This window comes from Pseudomonas sp. H1_D05 (assembly GCF_054682705.1).
Map to the genome: position 1 here is coordinate 5,405,954 of NZ_CP162825.1, position 17,180 is coordinate 5,423,133.

The 17,180-nt window shown below is 59.7% G+C and carries 14 protein-coding genes; 10 read left to right on the forward strand and 4 right to left on the reverse strand.

Annotated features, from left to right (window positions below):
- Positions 1–108: 108 nt before the first annotated feature.
- From AB4O11_RS24345 to AB4O11_RS24365, 5 genes are all read left to right on the forward strand, one after another.
- Entirely contained in the window at positions 109–1,137 is a 1,029-nt protein-coding gene (locus AB4O11_RS24345) for a LacI family DNA-binding transcriptional regulator (RefSeq protein WP_460128973.1), read from the forward strand.
- Positions 1,138–1,219: 82 nt separating this feature from the next.
- The gene (locus tag AB4O11_RS24350) at positions 1,220–2,002 is read left to right on the forward strand and encodes a sugar phosphate isomerase/epimerase family protein (RefSeq protein ID WP_460091056.1); all 783 of its coding nucleotides are present in this window, start codon (positions 1,220–1,222) and stop codon (positions 2,000–2,002) included.
- Positions 1,995–3,023: a sugar kinase gene (locus tag AB4O11_RS24355; RefSeq protein WP_460128975.1), complete on the forward strand. Its 1,029-nt coding sequence runs from the start codon at positions 1,995–1,997 to the stop codon at positions 3,021–3,023. Before AB4O11_RS24350 ends, AB4O11_RS24355 begins: the two co-directional genes overlap by 8 nt.
- Positions 3,024–3,071: 48 nt before the next feature.
- Positions 3,072–4,370, forward strand: coding sequence for an MFS transporter (locus tag AB4O11_RS24360; RefSeq protein ID WP_460128977.1), 1,299 nt, complete (start codon positions 3,072–3,074; stop codon positions 4,368–4,370).
- 13 nt (positions 4,371–4,383) lie between these two features.
- A complete protein-coding gene (locus tag AB4O11_RS24365; protein ID WP_460128979.1) occupies positions 4,384–5,361 on the forward strand; it encodes a 2-hydroxyacid dehydrogenase in 978 nt (325 codons plus the stop codon).
- 117 nt (positions 5,362–5,478) lie between these two features.
- On the opposite strand, the gene AB4O11_RS24370 is transcribed toward AB4O11_RS24365, so the two are convergent.
- From AB4O11_RS24370 to AB4O11_RS24385, 4 genes are all read right to left on the reverse strand, one after another.
- Positions 5,479–6,666, reverse strand: coding sequence for a pyridoxal phosphate-dependent aminotransferase (locus AB4O11_RS24370; protein ID WP_186621448.1), 1,188 nt, complete (start codon positions 6,664–6,666; stop codon positions 5,479–5,481).
- A 41-nt stretch (positions 6,667–6,707) separates the two neighbouring features.
- On the reverse strand, positions 6,708–8,333 hold the full coding sequence (locus AB4O11_RS24375) for a methyl-accepting chemotaxis protein (RefSeq protein ID WP_460128981.1): 1,626 nt from the start codon (positions 8,331–8,333) through the stop codon (positions 6,708–6,710).
- 223 nt (positions 8,334–8,556) lie between these two features.
- Positions 8,557–9,696 (reverse strand): glycerate kinase, encoded by a 1,140-nt coding sequence (locus AB4O11_RS24380; protein ID WP_093431131.1) that lies wholly within the window; start codon positions 9,694–9,696, stop codon positions 8,557–8,559.
- A gap of 218 nt (positions 9,697–9,914) precedes the next feature.
- Complete coding sequence (locus tag AB4O11_RS24385; protein ID WP_320336682.1) at positions 9,915–11,033, reverse strand: sugar diacid recognition domain-containing protein; 1,119 nt, start codon at positions 11,031–11,033, stop codon at positions 9,915–9,917.
- Positions 11,034–11,204: 171 nt separating this feature from the next.
- On the opposite strand from AB4O11_RS24385, the gene AB4O11_RS24390 reads away from it, so the two are divergent.
- The 5 genes from AB4O11_RS24390 (at position 11,205) to rarD (ending at position 17,171) form a co-directional block, all read left to right on the forward strand.
- The gene (locus tag AB4O11_RS24390) at positions 11,205–12,515 is read left to right on the forward strand and encodes an MFS transporter (protein ID WP_460128984.1); all 1,311 of its coding nucleotides are present in this window, start codon (positions 11,205–11,207) and stop codon (positions 12,513–12,515) included.
- A gap of 334 nt (positions 12,516–12,849) precedes the next feature.
- Complete coding sequence (locus AB4O11_RS24395) at positions 12,850–13,863, forward strand: aldo/keto reductase (protein WP_099759281.1); 1,014 nt, start codon at positions 12,850–12,852, stop codon at positions 13,861–13,863.
- 112 nt (positions 13,864–13,975) lie between these two features.
- Positions 13,976–14,704 carry an acyltransferase family protein gene (locus tag AB4O11_RS24400; protein ID WP_460128986.1) on the forward strand — a complete coding sequence of 243 codons (729 nt, stop codon included), beginning with the start codon at positions 13,976–13,978 and terminating at the stop codon, positions 14,702–14,704.
- Positions 14,704–16,086, forward strand: a complete 1,383-nt coding sequence (locus AB4O11_RS24405; protein WP_460128988.1) for an acyltransferase family protein — start codon at positions 14,704–14,706, stop codon at positions 16,084–16,086. The genes AB4O11_RS24400 and AB4O11_RS24405 overlap by 1 nt, the downstream gene beginning before the upstream one ends.
- Positions 16,087–16,289: 203 nt before the next feature.
- Complete coding sequence (gene rarD, locus AB4O11_RS24410) at positions 16,290–17,171, forward strand: EamA family transporter RarD (protein ID WP_093431116.1); 882 nt, start codon at positions 16,290–16,292, stop codon at positions 17,169–17,171.
- The last annotated feature ends 9 nt before the right edge of the window (positions 17,172–17,180 follow it).

The following is a 17,180-nucleotide window of genomic DNA, read 5'->3' on the forward strand; positions in this document are numbered from 1 at the left end:
CTGTCGGAATATCGCCCTGTCAGCAGATAAAATCGCTTGACGACTTTCCTGCAAATCGGATCTCCTGAAACCGGTTTCAGCGCATTCCTATAACAACAAGGTTCATTAATGAACGACTTCTCAACCGCCCAGCGCAGCCGCGTGACCATGCTCGACGTCGCCGAACGCGCCGGGGTGTCCAAGGCCAGCGTCTCGCGCTTCATCGGCGATGATCGCGCCCTGCTCTCCGATGCCATTGCCCTGCGCATCGAGCAAGCCATTGCCGAACTCGGCTATCGCCCTAACCAAATGGCCCGTGGTCTGAAACGCGGACGTACGCGCCTGATCGGCATGTTGGTGGCCGATATTCGTAACCCTTATTCGATTGCCGTGATGCACGGGGTGGAAACCGCCTGCCGAGCGCACGGCTACAGCCTGGTGGTGTGCAACACCGACCGCGATGACGAGCAGGAACGCCAGCACCTGGCCCTGTTGCGCTCGTACAACATCGAAGGGTTGATCGTGAACACCCTTGGCCATCACCGTGACGAACTGCACGAGCTGCGCCGGGAGATGCCGCTGGTGCTGGTGGATCGCAAGGTCGACGGACTGGACAGCGACATGGTTGGGTTGAACAACCCGCAGGCTGTCGGCATGGCGCTTACGCATCTGCAGCAACGTGGCTATCGGGATCTGGTGCTGGTGACTGAACCGTATGACGGCACCAGCTCGCGGATCGAGCGGGTCAGCAGTTTTCAGGCGCAGATCGCGCTGCATTCGAACCTGGCCGGGGCGGTGCTGGAAACCGGCGATGACCTGAACACGCAACTTCAAACCTTTTTAAACACTCCCGGCGACGGCCCGAAAGCATTGTTTTGCGCCAATGGTGTGGCGGCGCTTACTGCCACAACGGCATTGCGGGAGATGGGTGTGCGGTTGTTTGAGGATGTCGGGCTGATTGCCCTGGATGATCTGGATTGGTATCCGTTGGTGGGCAGCGGGATTACCGCGCTGGCTCAGCCGACGCAGGAGATCGGCGCGCGGGCGTTTGAGTGTTTGCTCATGCGCTTGCGTGGGGATGATGAGGTGGCGCGGGTGGTGGATTTTGCGCCGGCGCTGGTTGAGCGTGGGTCAACCCGTGAGGTTGGTAGTGCTTGATCTGACGCCTTCGCGAGCACAACACAGAAACACCTGATATTTTTTTGAACAAAAATGAAACCGGTTTCAGAGGTCAATAACAATGAATAAACCCGACGTTTCCATCAGCCTGTCCAGCTACGGCGCCGAGCTTGTGCGTCAGCGCGGGCAGGATGCTTTCATTGATGTTCTGGCTGCCGCCGGGGCCAATCGCATCGAATGGCGCGAAGAGCTGCTGACGCGCGAAGACCCGGCGCAACTGGCGCAGGCCACGCAGGCGCAGGGCTTGCTAAGCATCTATTCCTCGCCGACCGAACTGTGGCTGGCCGGGCAGGCGCAGCCCAATCCCGAGTTGATCACCGCACTGCAACAAGCCGAAGCGTTCGACTCGAAATGGCTGAAAGTCTCCCTCGGCTACTTCACCGACACCAACGATCTGCAAGCCCTGGCCGAACGCTTGAAGCTCAGCCCGGTGCAGTTGCTGGTGGAAAACGACCAGACCCTGCACGGCGGTCGGATCGAGCCATTTCAGCGCTTCTTCGCCGCGGTCGAGCAGCACAACGTGCCAATCAAGATGACCTTCGACATCGGCAACTGGCAGTGGCAGGACCAGTCCGCTGCCAGCGCCGCCCGCCTGCTCGGCCGGCATGTCGGTTATGTGCACTGCAAAGCCGTGGCCCGTCGCGCCGACGGCAAACTGGTGGCGGTGCCGCCGGCCGTCAGTGACCTGCATCTATGGGAACAACTGTTGCGGCACATGGCCCAAGGCGTTATGCGCGCCGCCGAATATCCGTTGCAGGGCGATGATCTGGTGCAACTGACCACCGAGCACGTCGCCGCCCTCGCCCGCCTCGGCCAATCGCGTCTGGAGTCTGCTCATGTCTGAGATCGATATTCTTTCGTTCGGCGAAACCATGGCGATGCTGGTCGCCGAGCAGACCGGTGATCTGGCGGCGGTCGAGCACTTTCACAAGCGTATCGCCGGGGCCGACAGCAATGTCGCGATCGGGCTGTCGCGCCTGGGTTTCAAGGTCGCGTGGCTGAGCCGGGTCGGCGACGATTCGCTCGGACGCTTTGTGGTCGAGACCTTGATCAAGGAGGGTCTGGATTGCAGTCACGTCGACGTCGACAAACAGCACCCGACCGGGTTCCAGTTCAAATCGCGCAATGACGATGGCAGCGACCCGCAGGTCGAGTATTTCCGGCGCGGTTCGGCGGCCAGTCATTTGTCGCCGCAGTCGATCACGGCCAGTTTGCTGAGTGCTCGCCATCTTCATGCGACTGGCATTCCTCCAGCGCTCTCGGCCTCGGCGCGGGAGATGTCCTTTGAATTGATGACACGCATGCGCAACGCCGGACGCAGCGTGTCGTTCGATCCCAATCTGCGCCCGAGCCTGTGGGCCAGCGAGCGCGAGATGATCGGCGAGATCAACCGCCTCGCCGCCCTTGCCCATTGGGTGCTGCCGGGGTTGAGTGAAGGTCGTTTGCTCACCGGTTTCGAAGACCCTGCGGACATTGCTGCGTTTTATCTTGATCAAGGTGCCGAAGCGGTGGCGATCAAGCTTGGCCCGCAAGGCGCTTATTACCGAACGCATCTGGCATCGGGGTTTGTCGCCGGTGTGCCGGTGGCGCATGTCGTCGACACGGTCGGTGCCGGTGATGGTTTTGCGGTGGGGATGATCAGTGCCCTGCTTGAGCACCAGAGTTTTGCCGAGGCGGTGCAGCGTGCGAACTGGATTGGCAGTCGGGCGGTGCAGAGTCGCGGGGATATGGAGGGCCTTCCAACCCGGGCTGAACTCCTCACTGAATTCGAAGGCGCCGATCGCGAGCAGGCTCACTCCTACAAGGGAACGCATTTCAAATGTAGGAGTGAGCCTGCTCGCGATGGGGCCGTCACAGACAACTGATCAATTGAACCTGCTGCGACAAAAACAACAAGCTCAGGAGCAAGACCCATGAAAACCGCAACCCTCGCCACCCGCCGCTGGTGGTACATCATGCCTATCGTGTTCATCACCTACAGCCTGGCGTATCTGGATCGCGCCAACTACGGCTTCGCCGCCGCATCGGGCATGGCCGAAGACCTGATGATCACCCCGGGCCTGTCTTCGCTGCTTGGTGCGCTGTTCTTCCTCGGTTACTTTTTCTTCCAGGTGCCCGGTGCGATCTATGCGCAAAAACACAGCGTGAAGAAGCTGATTTTCGTCAGCCTGATTCTCTGGGGTGCTCTCGCCACGTTGACCGGCGTGGTCTCCAACGCCTATTGGCTGATCGTCATCCGCTTCATGCTCGGCGTGGTTGAAGCGGCGGTGATGCCGGCGATGCTGGTGTATCTGTGCCATTGGTTCACCCGTGCCGAACGCTCACGGGCCAATACCTTTCTGATCCTTGGCAACCCGGTGACGATGCTGTGGATGTCGGTGGTTTCGGGGTATCTGGTGCAGCATTTCAGCTGGCGCTGGATGTTCATCATCGAGGGCCTGCCGGCGGTGCTGTGGGCGTTTATCTGGTGGCGTCTGGCCGATGATCGTCCAGCGCAGGCCAAGTGGCTCAACGAGCAGGAAAAGCAGGATCTGGAAAGCGCACTGGCGGCCGAACAGGTCGGGATCAAAGCGGTGAAAAACTATGCCGAGGCATTCCGTTCGCCGAAGGTGATCATTCTCGCGCTGCAGTTTTTCTGCTGGAGCATCGGCGTTTACGGCTTTGTACTGTGGCTGCCATCGATTCTTAAGGCCGGCGCGCAAATGGACATGATCGAGGCCGGCTGGCTGTCGGCGCTGCCGTATCTGGCGGCGGTGATCGGCATGCTTTTGGTGTCGTGGGGTTCGGACAAGTTGCAGAAGCGCAAACGCTTTGTCTGGCCACCGCTGCTGATCGCCTCCATCGCGTTTTACGGCTCCTACGCGCTGGGCGCAGAACACTTCTGGTGGTCGTACACGCTGCTGGTGATTGCCGGCGCCTGCATGTACGCACCTTACGGGCCGTTCTTTGCCATCGTCCCGGAGATTCTTCCGGCCAACGTCGCCGGTGGCGCCATGGCGCTGATCAATAGCATGGGTGCGCTCGGCTCGTTCGGCGGCTCGTACCTGGTCGGTTACCTGAACAGCTCCACCGGCTCGCCCGGCGCTTCGTATCTGTTGATGAGCGGCGCGTTGCTGCTGTCGGTGATCCTGACGATTTTTCTCAAGCCCGGCGCCAGTGATCGCGTCGTCGCCAAAGCCGTCGCCACGCGTGCCGTGCCGGCGCATTCCTGAAGAGACTTTTGCCATGAAAAAACAGGTCGTGTTGTACAAGAAACTTTCGCCCGCGCTGATGGCGCGTCTGCAGGAACAGTGCGAAGTCACGCTGATCGAAAGCCTCGACGCCGACGGTCTGATGCAACTGCGCGACGCCCTGCCCCGCGCCCACGGTTTGCTCGGCGCCAGCCTGAAACTTGATGCGGCGTTGCTTGATCTGGCACCGCAACTCGAAGCTATCGCTAGCGTCTCAGTCGGCGTCGATAACTACGACATCGATTACCTGAGTCAGCGCAAGATCTTGCTGAGCAACACCCCGGACGTGCTCACCGAAACCACCGCAGACACCGGTTTCGCCCTGATCCTCGCCGCCGCGCGGCGTGTGGTCGAACTGGCGAACATGGTGCGCAGCGGCCAATGGAACCGCAATATCGGCCCGGCACATTTCGGCACCGACGTGCATGGCAAGACGCTGGGGATTATCGGCATGGGCCGTATCGGCGAGGCGTTGGCGCAGCGTGGGCATTTCGGATTCGGCATGCCGGTGATCTATCACAGCCAGTCGCGCAAACCGGCGGTCGAGGCGCGATTCGATGCGCAATACCGCAGCCTCGAAGATCTGCTCAAGCAGGCTGACTTCATTTGCCTGACGTTGCCGCTGACGGCGCAGACCGAAGGTTTGATCGGCGCCGAGCAGTTCGCGCTGATGCGCCCGGAAAGCATCTTCATCAATATCTCGCGGGGCAAGGTGGTCGATGAGGCGGCGATGATCGAGTCGCTGCGTCATCAACGGATTCGGGCGGCGGGGCTGGATGTGTTTGAGCGTGAGCCGCTGAATCACGATTCGCCGTTGTTGCAGCTGAATAATGTGGTGGCGACACCGCACATGGGTTCGGCGACGCATGAGACGCGCGAGGCGATGGCGCGGTGTGCGGTGGAGAATCTGTTGGCGGCATTGGCTCGGGAGAAGCCGGCGAATCTGGTGAATCCATTGGCATGGCAGGGCTGAACTCTAGGGTGGCAGTCATGCCGCCTTCGCGAGCAAGCTCGCTCCCACAGGGGAATGCATATCCAATGTGGGAGCGAGCTTGCTCGCGAAGAGGCCGGGACAGGTAACCCAAAACCATCAGGCACTACGCGCCTGTAACAGCTGCGCCGCACACAAGGCAATCCGCGCACAGGCATCCGCGAGTTTCACCCGATCGACCACCAAACCAATGCGGATATGCCCCGCCGCGCTCGGCCCGAACGCTTCACCGGCGAGGACCGAAACCCCATAGCCCTCCAGTAACCGTTCGGCAAACGCCTGTGCGCCGAGACCGGTCTGGCGCACATCGACCATCACGAACATGCCACCATCCGGACGGATCGGATACAGCCCCGGGCAACCGCTCAAACGTTCGCACACCAGATCCCGGCGCAGGCGATATTCCTCGCGCATCTGCGTCACTTCCGGCAGGTCTGACTGCAACGCAATCTCTGCGGCTTTCTGCACAAAATCCGGCAGGCCAAACAACATGCTCAGCGACAAATTGACCAAATGCTCGGCCAACGACTTCGGCCCGATCATCCAGCCGATGCGCCAGCCGGTCATGGCGTGGGATTTCGACAGGCTGTTGATTGTTGCCGTGCGTTCGGCCATGCCCGGCAGACTCGCCGGGCTGACGTGCTGACCTTCGTAAAGCAAATCGCTGTAGACCTCGTCGCTGATCAGCCACAAGTCATGGCGGATGCACAGCGCCGCCAGTTCTTGCCAGATCAGCAGTGACAGGCTGGCGCCGCTGGGGTTGTTCGGACTGTTGAGCAGCATGGCGCGGGTTTTCGGGGTGATACGCGCGGCGACGTCGACCGGATCGACACGAAAACCGTTTTCCGGGCGCACCGGCACCGGCACCACCGTCGCGCCACACGCGCCAAACACGCCTTCGTAGGTGACGTACATGGGTTCGGCGACGATCACTTCATCGCCGGGATCGAGCAGACATTGCGCCACCGAATACACCGCGCATTGCGCGCCGGGCATGACGATCACGTGGTCGGCATCCACAGCTTGCCCGCTACGCCGACGATGGCGGTCGGCAATCAGCTGACGCAGCGCCAGACGACCACGCACTTCGGAATAATGGGTATCGCCCGCCAGCAAACTGTCGATCGCGCCGTGGACAATCGGCAGCGGTGTATCGAAATCCGGGTCGCCCACGCTCAGCAGCAGGATATCGACACCCTCGGCGCGCAGCTCCAGCGCTCGGTCGTGAATCTGCCAGGCAGCGGCTCCCTCCCCGGCGATTCGTTGGGTCAAGGCTGAATAGCGCATGTACGTCTCCTGATTGCGCGGTCTCCAGCCTTCACCGTATCTCAAATCACGAAACGCGCCACCATGGCGTTCAAATCCACCGCCAGACGCGACAGTTCGTGGGTCGCGGCGCTGGTCTGGTTGGCCCCGGCGGCCGATTGCGTGGCCAGATCGCGGATGTTGACCAGGTTGCGGTCGACTTCGCGCGAGACTTGCGCCTGCTCTTCCGAGGCGCTGGCGATCACCAGGTTGCGTTCGTTGATCTGATGGATCGACTGGGTGATCTGCTCCAGCGCAACCCCAGCGGCGCGGGCCATTTCCAGGGTGGTCTGGGTGCGCTGGTTGCTTTGCTGCATCGACGACACCGCTTCGCCGGTGCCGTTCTGGATGCCGGCGACCATTTTTTCGATTTCCTGGGTCGACTGCGCGGTGCGATGAGCCAATGCCCGAACCTCGTCCGCGACCACGGCAAAACCACGCCCTGCCTCACCGGCGCGGGCGGCTTCGATCGCTGCGTTGAGCGCCAGCAGGTTGGTCTGTTCGGCGATGGCGCGGATCACATCGAGCACTTTGCCGATATCACGGCCCTGCGCGGCCAAGCCTTCGATCATCTGCGCGGTGTTCTGCACGTCGTGGGTCATGGTCTGGATCGCGTCGACGGTTTTCACCACTTGATCGCGACCTTCGCGGGCGGCGTGGGTCGACTGGTTCGAGGCTTCGGAGGTCGACACGGCGTTGCGCGCCACTTCTTCGACAGCGGCGGTCATCTCGTTGACGGCGGTGGCGGCTTGTTCGATTTCGTTGTTCTGCTGCTGCAGGCCACGGGAGGCTTCTTCGGTCACCGCGCTGAGCTCTTCGGCAGCGGCGCCCAGTTGTGTGGCGGAACCGGCGATCTGTTCGATGGTTTTGCGCAAGTTGCTCTGCATGGTGGCGAGCGCCTGCAGCAACTGCGTCGCTTCGTCCTTGCCGTCGACTTCGATGGTTTTGCTCAGGTTACCGTCGGCAATGGTTTGCGCGGCCAGTACGGCGCGGTTCAGCGGGGTGACGATGCTGCGGGTCAGCAGCAGTGCCAACAACACCGTCGCCAACGCTGCAATCACGGCAACAATGACGATGCCGGTAATGGCGCTGTCGTAATGCTCACCGGCCTGAGTCGAGGCGACTTTCGCACCTGCGGCGTTGATTGCGATCAGCTTGTTGAGCTGTTCGCCCATCTGGTCGGTGCCGTCCTTGATCCGCGTGTTGATGAGCGTGCGCATCTCATCGATCTTGTCCTGACTCGATAGCTCCATCATCTGGTTTTGCGCTTGCAGGTAGTTGTCGAGCGTCGTCGCGAAAGCCTGATACAAGGCACGTTCATCGGCCTCGGCAGGTAGCGCAGCGTAACTCGCCTGAGCACTGCGTACCTTGTCTACCAGCACGCCAATGCGTGTTTGCGCCTCTTGCAGACCGGCAGGGTCACGGTTGACCAGAATCCGGAACGACAGAATCCGCAGACGCAGAACGTTTTCCGTCACCACGCCAAGGTTCGTCACGCTGGGCAGTTGGTTGGTCTCCATGTCGATCGAGGCTTGACGGATAGTGCTCATGCGGTTGACGGCAAACACGCCGAGCACGATCACCAACAAGGCGATAAAGGCAAAACCGAGGAAGGCACGGGGCGCGATATTCAGGTTACGCAGGGACATAGTTGAGCTCTCGAAAGATAGAAACCACGAGCGTCCATGCGTCGTCACTGGCCCTAGGGGGACGGGCTCAGTCTGGCGTCGCTGTTTTCAGGAAGTTGGGTGCGCGCCTGTTATCTGTATCGGCCAGGCTTTAGGAAGATTGCGGGTCAAGAGAAATTATTTTTCCGGGTGTTACAACAATGAAACACAGTTGGTCGCTTGGTGTAGGAGCTGCCGATCTGGCTCAGCGTTTGGCGGCCATCTGCCAGACGCGGGCGATGTCCGTCGCCCGTTCACGCAACAGGCGCGGTGCTTCGGCGCAGGCCTGCTCCAGCGTCATTGGGCCGCTGGTCACGGCGAATGCCGCATCGATACCGTGATCGTAGAGGTCTTGATAACCCTCGCCCAATGTCCCGGCGATGACAATCACCGGCACGTCGTGTTGCTTGGCAATCCGTGCGACGCCGAACGGGGTCTTGCCGCGCAACGTCTGCGCATCGAATCGCCCTTCTCCGGTGATCACCAGATCAGCGCCTTTGACCGCCTCGGCGAGGCCGACCAGTTCGGCAACCACTTCAACCCCGGCTTGAAACTGCGCGCCGAGAAAAGCCTTGGCCGCAAAGCCCAAACCTCCCGCCGCTCCGCTGCCCGGTTCGTCGCGGACATCTTTGCCCAACGCCTGCGCACACAGTTCGGCGAAGTGCCCCAACGCCTGATCGAGTTGCTGCACTTGCGCCGACGATGCACCTTTCTGCGGGCCGAAAATCGCCGAGGCACCGTGTGGGCCACACAGCGGATTGTTCACATCAGCGGCGATATCGAAACGCACCTGCGCCAGTCGCGGGTCGAGTTCGCTCAGGTCCAGTTGCGCCAGTTGCGCCAGTGCCAAGCCGCCGGGCACCAGCGACTGATGTTGCGCATCGAGCAATTTCACACCCAACGCCTGCATCGCCCCGGCACCACCATCGTTGGTGGCACTGCCGCCAATCGCCAGAATCACCCGGTGCGCGCCGGCATCCAGCGCCGCACGAATCAGTTCGCCGGTACCGAAAGTGCTGCTGATGCAGGCATCGCGTTGTCCCAGCGGCACCAATTGCAAGCCGCTGGCCTCGGCCATTTCGATGATTGCCGTGTGGTTATGCGGCAACCAGCCCCACGCGGCGTCGACGGCTGTGCCCAGCGGGCCACGCACGCGGGTGCGGCGCAGTTCGCCTTCGCAAGCAGCCAGAATCGATTCGACCGTGCCTTCGCCGCCATCAGCCATCGGGCATTTGATCATCGTTGCCTGCGGCCAGACCTGGGCCAGGCCGAGGGCAATGGCTTCGGCGACGCCTTGGGCACTGAGGCTGTCCTTGAACGAGTCGGGGGCGATGACGATCTTCATGGGAATTCTCCGTTTGCAATGCCCCTCATGCTGCCAGTCGGCATGCGCCTTGACGCCTGTCCGCTGCACAAGTGGCGGGGGCGTTTATTGTTCATTTTCACAAAAAGATCTGATGTTGAATGTTCCGGCCCCTTCGCGAGCAAGCTCGCTCCCACATTTGAAATGCATTCCCCTGTGGGAGCGAGCTTGCTCGCGAAGGCTTCCTTAAAGGCGCCCAATCAGTTCGGATCAGTCTGGGGAAGAAGTTGCACCCCGAGATACAGCGCCAGCATCCCATCGAGCCGCAGCGGATCAACCCCGCTCAGTTCAGCAATCCGCTCCATCCGATAACGCAAACTGTTGCGATGAATGCCCAAGGCATCGGCACAGGCCTGACTCTGGCCATCGTGCTCGCACCAACTGCGCAACGTCGCCAGCAACTGGCCGTTGCCGTCCTTGGCAATCACCTTGCGCAGCGGCTTAAGCAATTCGTCCAGTGCATCATCGTTACGATGCCGCCACAACATCACTGGCAATCGATAACGGTTCAGCGTCAGCAATCGCGAATGCGGCAACACTTCGCGACCATAGGCGAGCAAGTCGCCCACGCGGCGATAACAACGGCGCAGCCCGGCGAGTCCATCGGCCTGCCCGCCCACGGCAATGCGCAGAATCTTCCAGCCGAGGCTGTCGAGTTTTTCCAGCAAGCGATCATGCTCGACGTTTTGACTTGCCGGGCGGCACCACAACAGCGATGACTTCGCCGAACTCACGCACCAGCTATCGGGATAACGCGACGTCAGCCAGGCACTCAACGCCTCGACGGTTTGCCCAGGTCCATGTTCAAGGCCCAGCTCGAACAGATACGGCACTCGCGTCAATTGCGGCTTGAGCCCCAGTTGCTGCGCCTCATCGACCAGACGCGGCGAGTCCCCCGCCTCGCTCAACAGCAGCGCCAGCAAATCATCACAACGCTGGCGCCGCCATTGCTGCTCGGCCTGTTGATTGCGCTGGCCGACGAGCATTTCGGCGGTCATGCGCACCAGTTCGGCGTAAGTGCGCAATTGCTCCGGTTCACCGGTGATGCCGAGCACACCGATCAAGCGTTGATCGAGCAACAGCGGCAGGTTGATGCCCGGTTGCACACCTTTTAAATGCACGGCGGTCTGCGCATCGATCTCCACCACACGACCGTTGGCCAGCACCAGTTGCGCGCCTTCGTGACGAGTATTGATGCGCTCCGGTTCGCCACTGCCGAGGATCAACCCCTGGCTGTCCATGACGTTGACGTTGTAGGGCAAAATGGCCATGGCCCGGTCGACGATGTCCTGGGCGAGGTCGTGATCGAGTTCAAACATAGCGGCGGCAATCCTTGATTTATGGCACTGGCGGTTGTTCACCCGCACAGGGTCTGACGGCAAACCCTGTGCGCAGGCACAAAGACAATCCAGCCAAAGGTGGCCGAGACTCTCGGGGCGATCAACGTTACCCTTTGCATCGCAAAAAATCATAATAAAGAGAGAGCCGCTATGTCGCAGAGCGCCGCAGCTACCCAGACCATCGATGACGGTAAAAACGCCGTTTATAAACGCATCACCCTGCGTTTGATCCCCTTCATTTTCATCTGCTACTTGTTCAACTACCTCGACCGGGTCAACGTTGGATTTGCCAAATTGCAGATGCTTGATGCCCTGAAATTCAGCGAAACCGTGTACGGCCTCGGTGCCGGTATCTTCTTCATCGGCTACGTGCTGTGCGGCGTGCCGAGCAATCTGGCGTTGACCAGATTCGGCCCACGGCGCTGGATCGCGCTGATGATGATCACCTGGGGCACGCTGTCGACCTGCCTGTTGTTCGTCACCACCCCGACCGAGTTCTACACCCTGCGCCTGTTCACCGGTGCGGCTGAAGCCGGGTTCTTCCCGGGCGTCGTGCTGTACCTCTCGCAGTGGTTTCCGACCTTCCGCCGTGGGCGGATCATGGCGCTGTTCATGTCGGCGATCCCGGTGTCCGGTTTGCTCGGTAGCCCTTTCTCGGGCTGGATCCTCAATCACTTTGCTGCAGGCCAGGGCGGTCTGGCCGGTTGGCAGTGGATGTTCCTGCTGCAAGGCATTCCAACGGTAATCCTCGGCGCCCTCGCCTGGTTCCTGCTGAGCGACAGCTTCGCCAACGCCACGTGGCTGAGCCCGCATGAGCGTGCAGTGCTGGAAGCGGATCAGGCCGAAGATTTGGCGAACAAACCGAAAACCACCTCCGACTCGCTGCTGGCGGTGTTCAAGAAGCCGGCGATCTGGGCGTTCGGCCTGATTTACTTCTGCATCCAGAGCGGCGTGTACGCGATCAACTTCTGGTTGCCGTCGATCATCAAGAACCTTGGCTTCAGCGATAACCTGGTGATTGGCTGGCTGAGTGCAATTCCTTATCTGCTGGCGGCGGTGTTCATGCTGGTGGTCGGGCGCTCGGCGGACCTGCGCAAAGAACGCCGCTGGCATTTAGTGGTGCCGATGCTGATGGGCGCGATCGGTCTGGTGATCGCGGTGAATTTCGCGGCGAATCCGGCGATTGCGATCCTCGGCCTGACCATTGCCACCATGGGCGCACTGACCGGCCTGCCGATGTTCTGGCCAGTGCCGACGGCCATGTTGAGTGTCGGTGCTGCAGCCGGTGGGCTGGCGTTGATCAACTCGATGGGGCAGATGGCCGGGTTTCTCAGTCCGTATCTGGTGGGTTGGGTCAAGGACAGCACGGGTTCGACGGATGCGGCGTTGTATTTGCTGGCGGGTGTGATTGTGGGCGGGAGTCTACTGGCGTTGCGCATGACGCGGACGTTGCGGGCTTGAGTTTTTGATGCACGGAAGAACGGCCCTTTTCAGGGTCGTTTTTTATTGGGGGTTCGGCTTGGAGTTTGTGGTGTTCTGTAGATCCTTTTCCCCCTCACCCCAGCCCTCTCCCCCGGGGGGCGAGGGGGAAAGGGAGCCGATTGCCGGGCTATTCAGGATCTGAATTCGACTCGGTATTGCACGTCGGCGTACCTCTTTGAAACACCTCGGTCGGTCCCCTCTCCCTCTGGGAGAGGGTTAGGGTAAGGGCTGTGTTTAGCCAATAATTCACTTTGCCGCATTGCACGCTTCTGGTATTTGATTAACCCTTTCCCACCGACAAAAGGATTTCGGCATGAGCTTTCGCACTCTCGGGCACTCAGGGTTACAGGTGTCCACCCTCACCCTCGGCACGATGATGTTTGGCGAGCAGACCAGCGCAGAGGATTCGCTGCGCATCATCGACAAAGCCTGGGATCAGGGGATCAATTTCATCGACACCGCCGATGTCTACACCAACGGCCGCTCCGAAGAGATCGTCGGTGAAGCAATTGCCCGGCATCGGCATGAGTGGGTGCTGGCGACCAAGGTCGGTTTCGGCCCGGTGGACGGCGTGCCAAACCGCAGCGGCTTGAGCCGCAAACATATCTTCAATGGCATCGATGCCAGCCTGACCCGGCTCGGCACCGACTATCTCGACATTTATTACCTGCACCGTGAAGACCACAACACACCGCTTGAAGTCAGCGTGTCGGCGATTGGCGATCTGATCCGTCAGGGCAAGATTCGCTACTGGGGTTTGTCCAACTATCGCGGCTGGCGGATCGCCGAGGTGATTCGTATCGCCGATAAACTCGGTGTTGACCGCCCGGTGATCAGCCAGCCGCTGTACAACATCGTCAACCGTCAGGCCGAGACCGAGCAGATCACAGCAGCGCAAAGCTATGGCCTTGGTGTGGTGCCTTACAGTCCGCTGGCCCGGGGCGTGCTGAGCGGCAAATACGCACCGGACGCCAAACCGGACGCCAACAGCCGCGCCGGACGTCAGGACAAGCGCATTCTGGAAACCGAATGGCGCGTCGAGTCGCTGCGTATTGCCCAACAGATTCAGCAGTACACCGAGCAGCGCGGCGTCGGAACTGTGGAGTTTGCGATCGCTTGGGTGTTGAACAACAGTGCCGTGACGTCGGCGATCGTCGGCCCGCGGACGGAGCAGCAATGGGATGCGTACACCAAGGCGCAGGCCGTGAAGATCAGCGCTGAAGATGAGGCATTTATCGATTCGCTGGTCACGCCAGGGCACTCATCGACACCTGGATTCAACGATGTGAGTCATTTTGTGTCGGGGCGTAAACCGCACCAGGCTTGAGTTTGCCCGCCTCCCTTCGACAGCCGACACCCTCGGCTGTTTTTTCAGCGGTCAAAGCGCGATCAAACGGAATGAGTTGATTGATCGTTCAGAAATAACCAAGGACTGATAAATGCCCAATCGCCCCATTGCGGTTTCCAGCAAGCTTTTGCGCAGTCTGCTGTTCAAACTGCCAGGCGATAAGCTGCGCTCTTCGTCGCAAGCGAATGCGGCTACCGGTAAACGCAAACCATCGATTGAATACCGTGCGGATATTGACGGACTGCGCGCAATCGCGGTGTTGTTGGTATTGATTTTTCACGGTGGTCTGACGTTTTTTCCGTCCGGTTTTATTGGCGTCGATATCTTCTTCGTGATCTCGGGTTATCTGACGACCGCGATCATCATGAAATCGCTGAACAACGGCACGTTCACTTTCTCGGGGTTCTACACGCGTAGAATCTGGCGCTTGCAACCGGCCGTGATTGCGTTGCTGGTCGTAACGCTGATAGTCAGCACGCTGCTGTATTTGCCCGATGACTATGTCGATTTTCTCAAAAGCGAAAAGTACACGTCGTTAATCATCTCCAACCAATACTTTTCCAAAGTGACAACGGGTTACGCCACGCCGGATACGGCGAGCCTGCCACTGCTGCACACCTGGTCACTGGCCATCGAATGGCAGTGGTATCTGGCCCTGCCGCTGGGCCTCTGGTTGCTTAACCGCTATCTGGCAAAAAGCGTTTTCAAAGCGGCGGTGCTCGGTTTGACCCTGGCGGCAATGGCGCTCGCGCTGTACCTGTCTTACGCCAATCCAGAAAAAAACTACTACTTCTTCACCCCGCGCGAATTTTCGAATTGATGATTGGCTCCTGCGCAGTCATCTTCGGCACAGGCAAGTTCAGGCTCAATCGCCTGAGCGCCTCTCTGGTCTGTGCACTTGCGCTTGTCACCATTATCTATTGCGCCACCCTCGACGATATCCTGCCGGGCTTCCCGCAGTACCACGCCATTGCCGTGTGCCTGGCCACTGCAGCGTTGTTGTTTCAGGGTATTGGTGATGCGAGCATCACCTCGAAACTGCTGGCCTTCAAACCGCTGGTGGCTATCGGCACGCTCTCGTACTCCTTGTATTTGTGGCACTGGCCGATACTGGCGGTGATGAGTTACATGGGCATCGCCCTCACCCTGCCGATGACCATCTTTTACTTTGTTTCGACGTTCGTTATGGCCTGGCTCTGCTATGTGCTGGTCGAAAACCGGTTTCGAAAGGCCAGGCTCGGCTTTGCCAAAACGCTGGTCGTGCTGATGATCGTACCGGCTATCGGTCTGTCGCTGCTCCACGCTGCCAGCGTCAGGCATGAAGGCTGGCCCGACCGTTTCAACCAAGGCTATAACGAGGTGCTCGATGGCTTGAAAGCCTCTGTTCCAGCCAATCGGGAAGGATGCCTGGGCGTCAGCGATGGCGCCGATCCTGGCTGCATATCAGGCGCCGTGCAGGCCGCGCCGCAAATATTGCTGATGGGCGATTCGTTTTCGAATCATTACTGGGGTTTCGTTGAAACACTGGCCAGGGATGCCAACCTTGCCGTCCTCACACAGGGCTACCCGGCGTGCCTGGCCTTGCCCGGGATCTACCTCTATGACGAGAGTAAATACACGAACGGGCTGTATCAAAAATGCCATAACGCCACTCAACGCTATTACGAGATGATTGCGAAGCAGCATTTCAAGTATGTGATCGTGGGTCAGTTCTGGGAGGCCTATCTCGACGACGACATCGTCACCAGCCGGGACGACCCGCGCAGCCCGGAACTGTCGCAACAACGCCTCGGCACCGCGATCCGCAAGGCGCTGGACAAGATTGTCGAGTCAGGCGCTACGCCGGTCCTTCTGGAAAACACGCTGCCCATGCCTGCCGGGATCAACACCTGCCTGCTGCAACAGGTCAAGTTGCGCGGCTTGATGGGCAGTGCCGAGCAAAGCAGTCTCTGCGCCACAGCGCCATGGTCAGGTGCCAAAGAGCCGGTGCTGGAAAAACTCTTCAATGACCTGAAGGCTGAATATCCCGGCTTGATCGTCATTGACCCGAAAATCGTGCAATGCAAAGACGACGCGTGTATGACCACCGTCGATGGCTTGCCGGTCTATCGTGATATTGGTCACGTCACCGATTACGCCTCTTACAAGTTCGGCGAGATGTACCTCAAGCGCTTCGGTAATCCGTTGAAGGTTGCTCAGTGATGTTTTCCTGGCACTGACTACGCTTGTGGAGGAATGGCCGCAGGCTGCGATCTTCGACTTTATAAAGGCAAGACCAAAAGATCGCAGTGGGCGGCAACGCCTAGACGGTATAGGTGTGAAGAATATTGAGCATCTGCCCAATATTCAGCACAAAAACCACGTATCCTTCGCGCCCCGTTTGACCATCAACCCGCGAGGACAGTTTGTCTAAAGGTATCGCTCTATCGGTTTCAGCCTCGGTGCTGTTTGCCGTCATGTATTACTACACCTCGTTGCTCACACCGTTGAGCGGCGTGGAGATCTTTGGCTGGCGGATGCTCCTGACGGTACCGTGCATGACCGTGTTCATGCTGGTGTCCGGAGAATGGCGGCGGGTGCTGGAGCTGGTGCGGTTGATGGCGGCAAAACCGAAATTGATCGCCGGCCTGCTCGTCTCCTCTGCCCTGCTCGGCGTGCAACTGTGGCTGTTCATGTGGGCGCCGCTCAATGGCTACAGCCTCGACGTGTCGCTGGGCTACTTTCTGTTGCCACTGGCGATGGTGCTGACCGGACGGATTGCCTACGGCGAGAGCCTGTCTTATTTGCAGAAAATTGCAGTGTTCTTCGCCAGTTTGGGCGTGCTCAATGAGCTGTATCAGGTCGGTGGTTTTTCCTGGGCGACGCTGGTGGTGGTGGTCGGCTATCCGCTGTACTTCGTGCTGCGCAAATACCTCAAGACTGACAACCTGGGTGGCTTGTGGGTCGATATGACCTTGATGCTGCCGGTGGCGTACTGGTTTGTGCAGGGTGGCGAGCAAGGCTTTGGCGTGTTTGACCAGTACCCGGGGCTGATGTGGCTGATTCCGTTACTGGGGCTGATCAGCGCATCGGCGCTGGTGGTGTACATCATTGCCAGCCGTTTGCTGCCGTTCAGTCTGTTTGGTTTGTTGAGTTATGTTGAGCCGGTGCTGTTGCTCGGTGTGGCGTTGTTGCTCGGTGAGAGCATCAAGTCCGGGGAGTGGCTGACGTACATTCCGATCTGGCTGGCCGTTGTGGTGCTGGTCTTCGAAGGCTTCAAACACCTGATGCGCCAACGCCGTCCTTAAAAGCGAAGG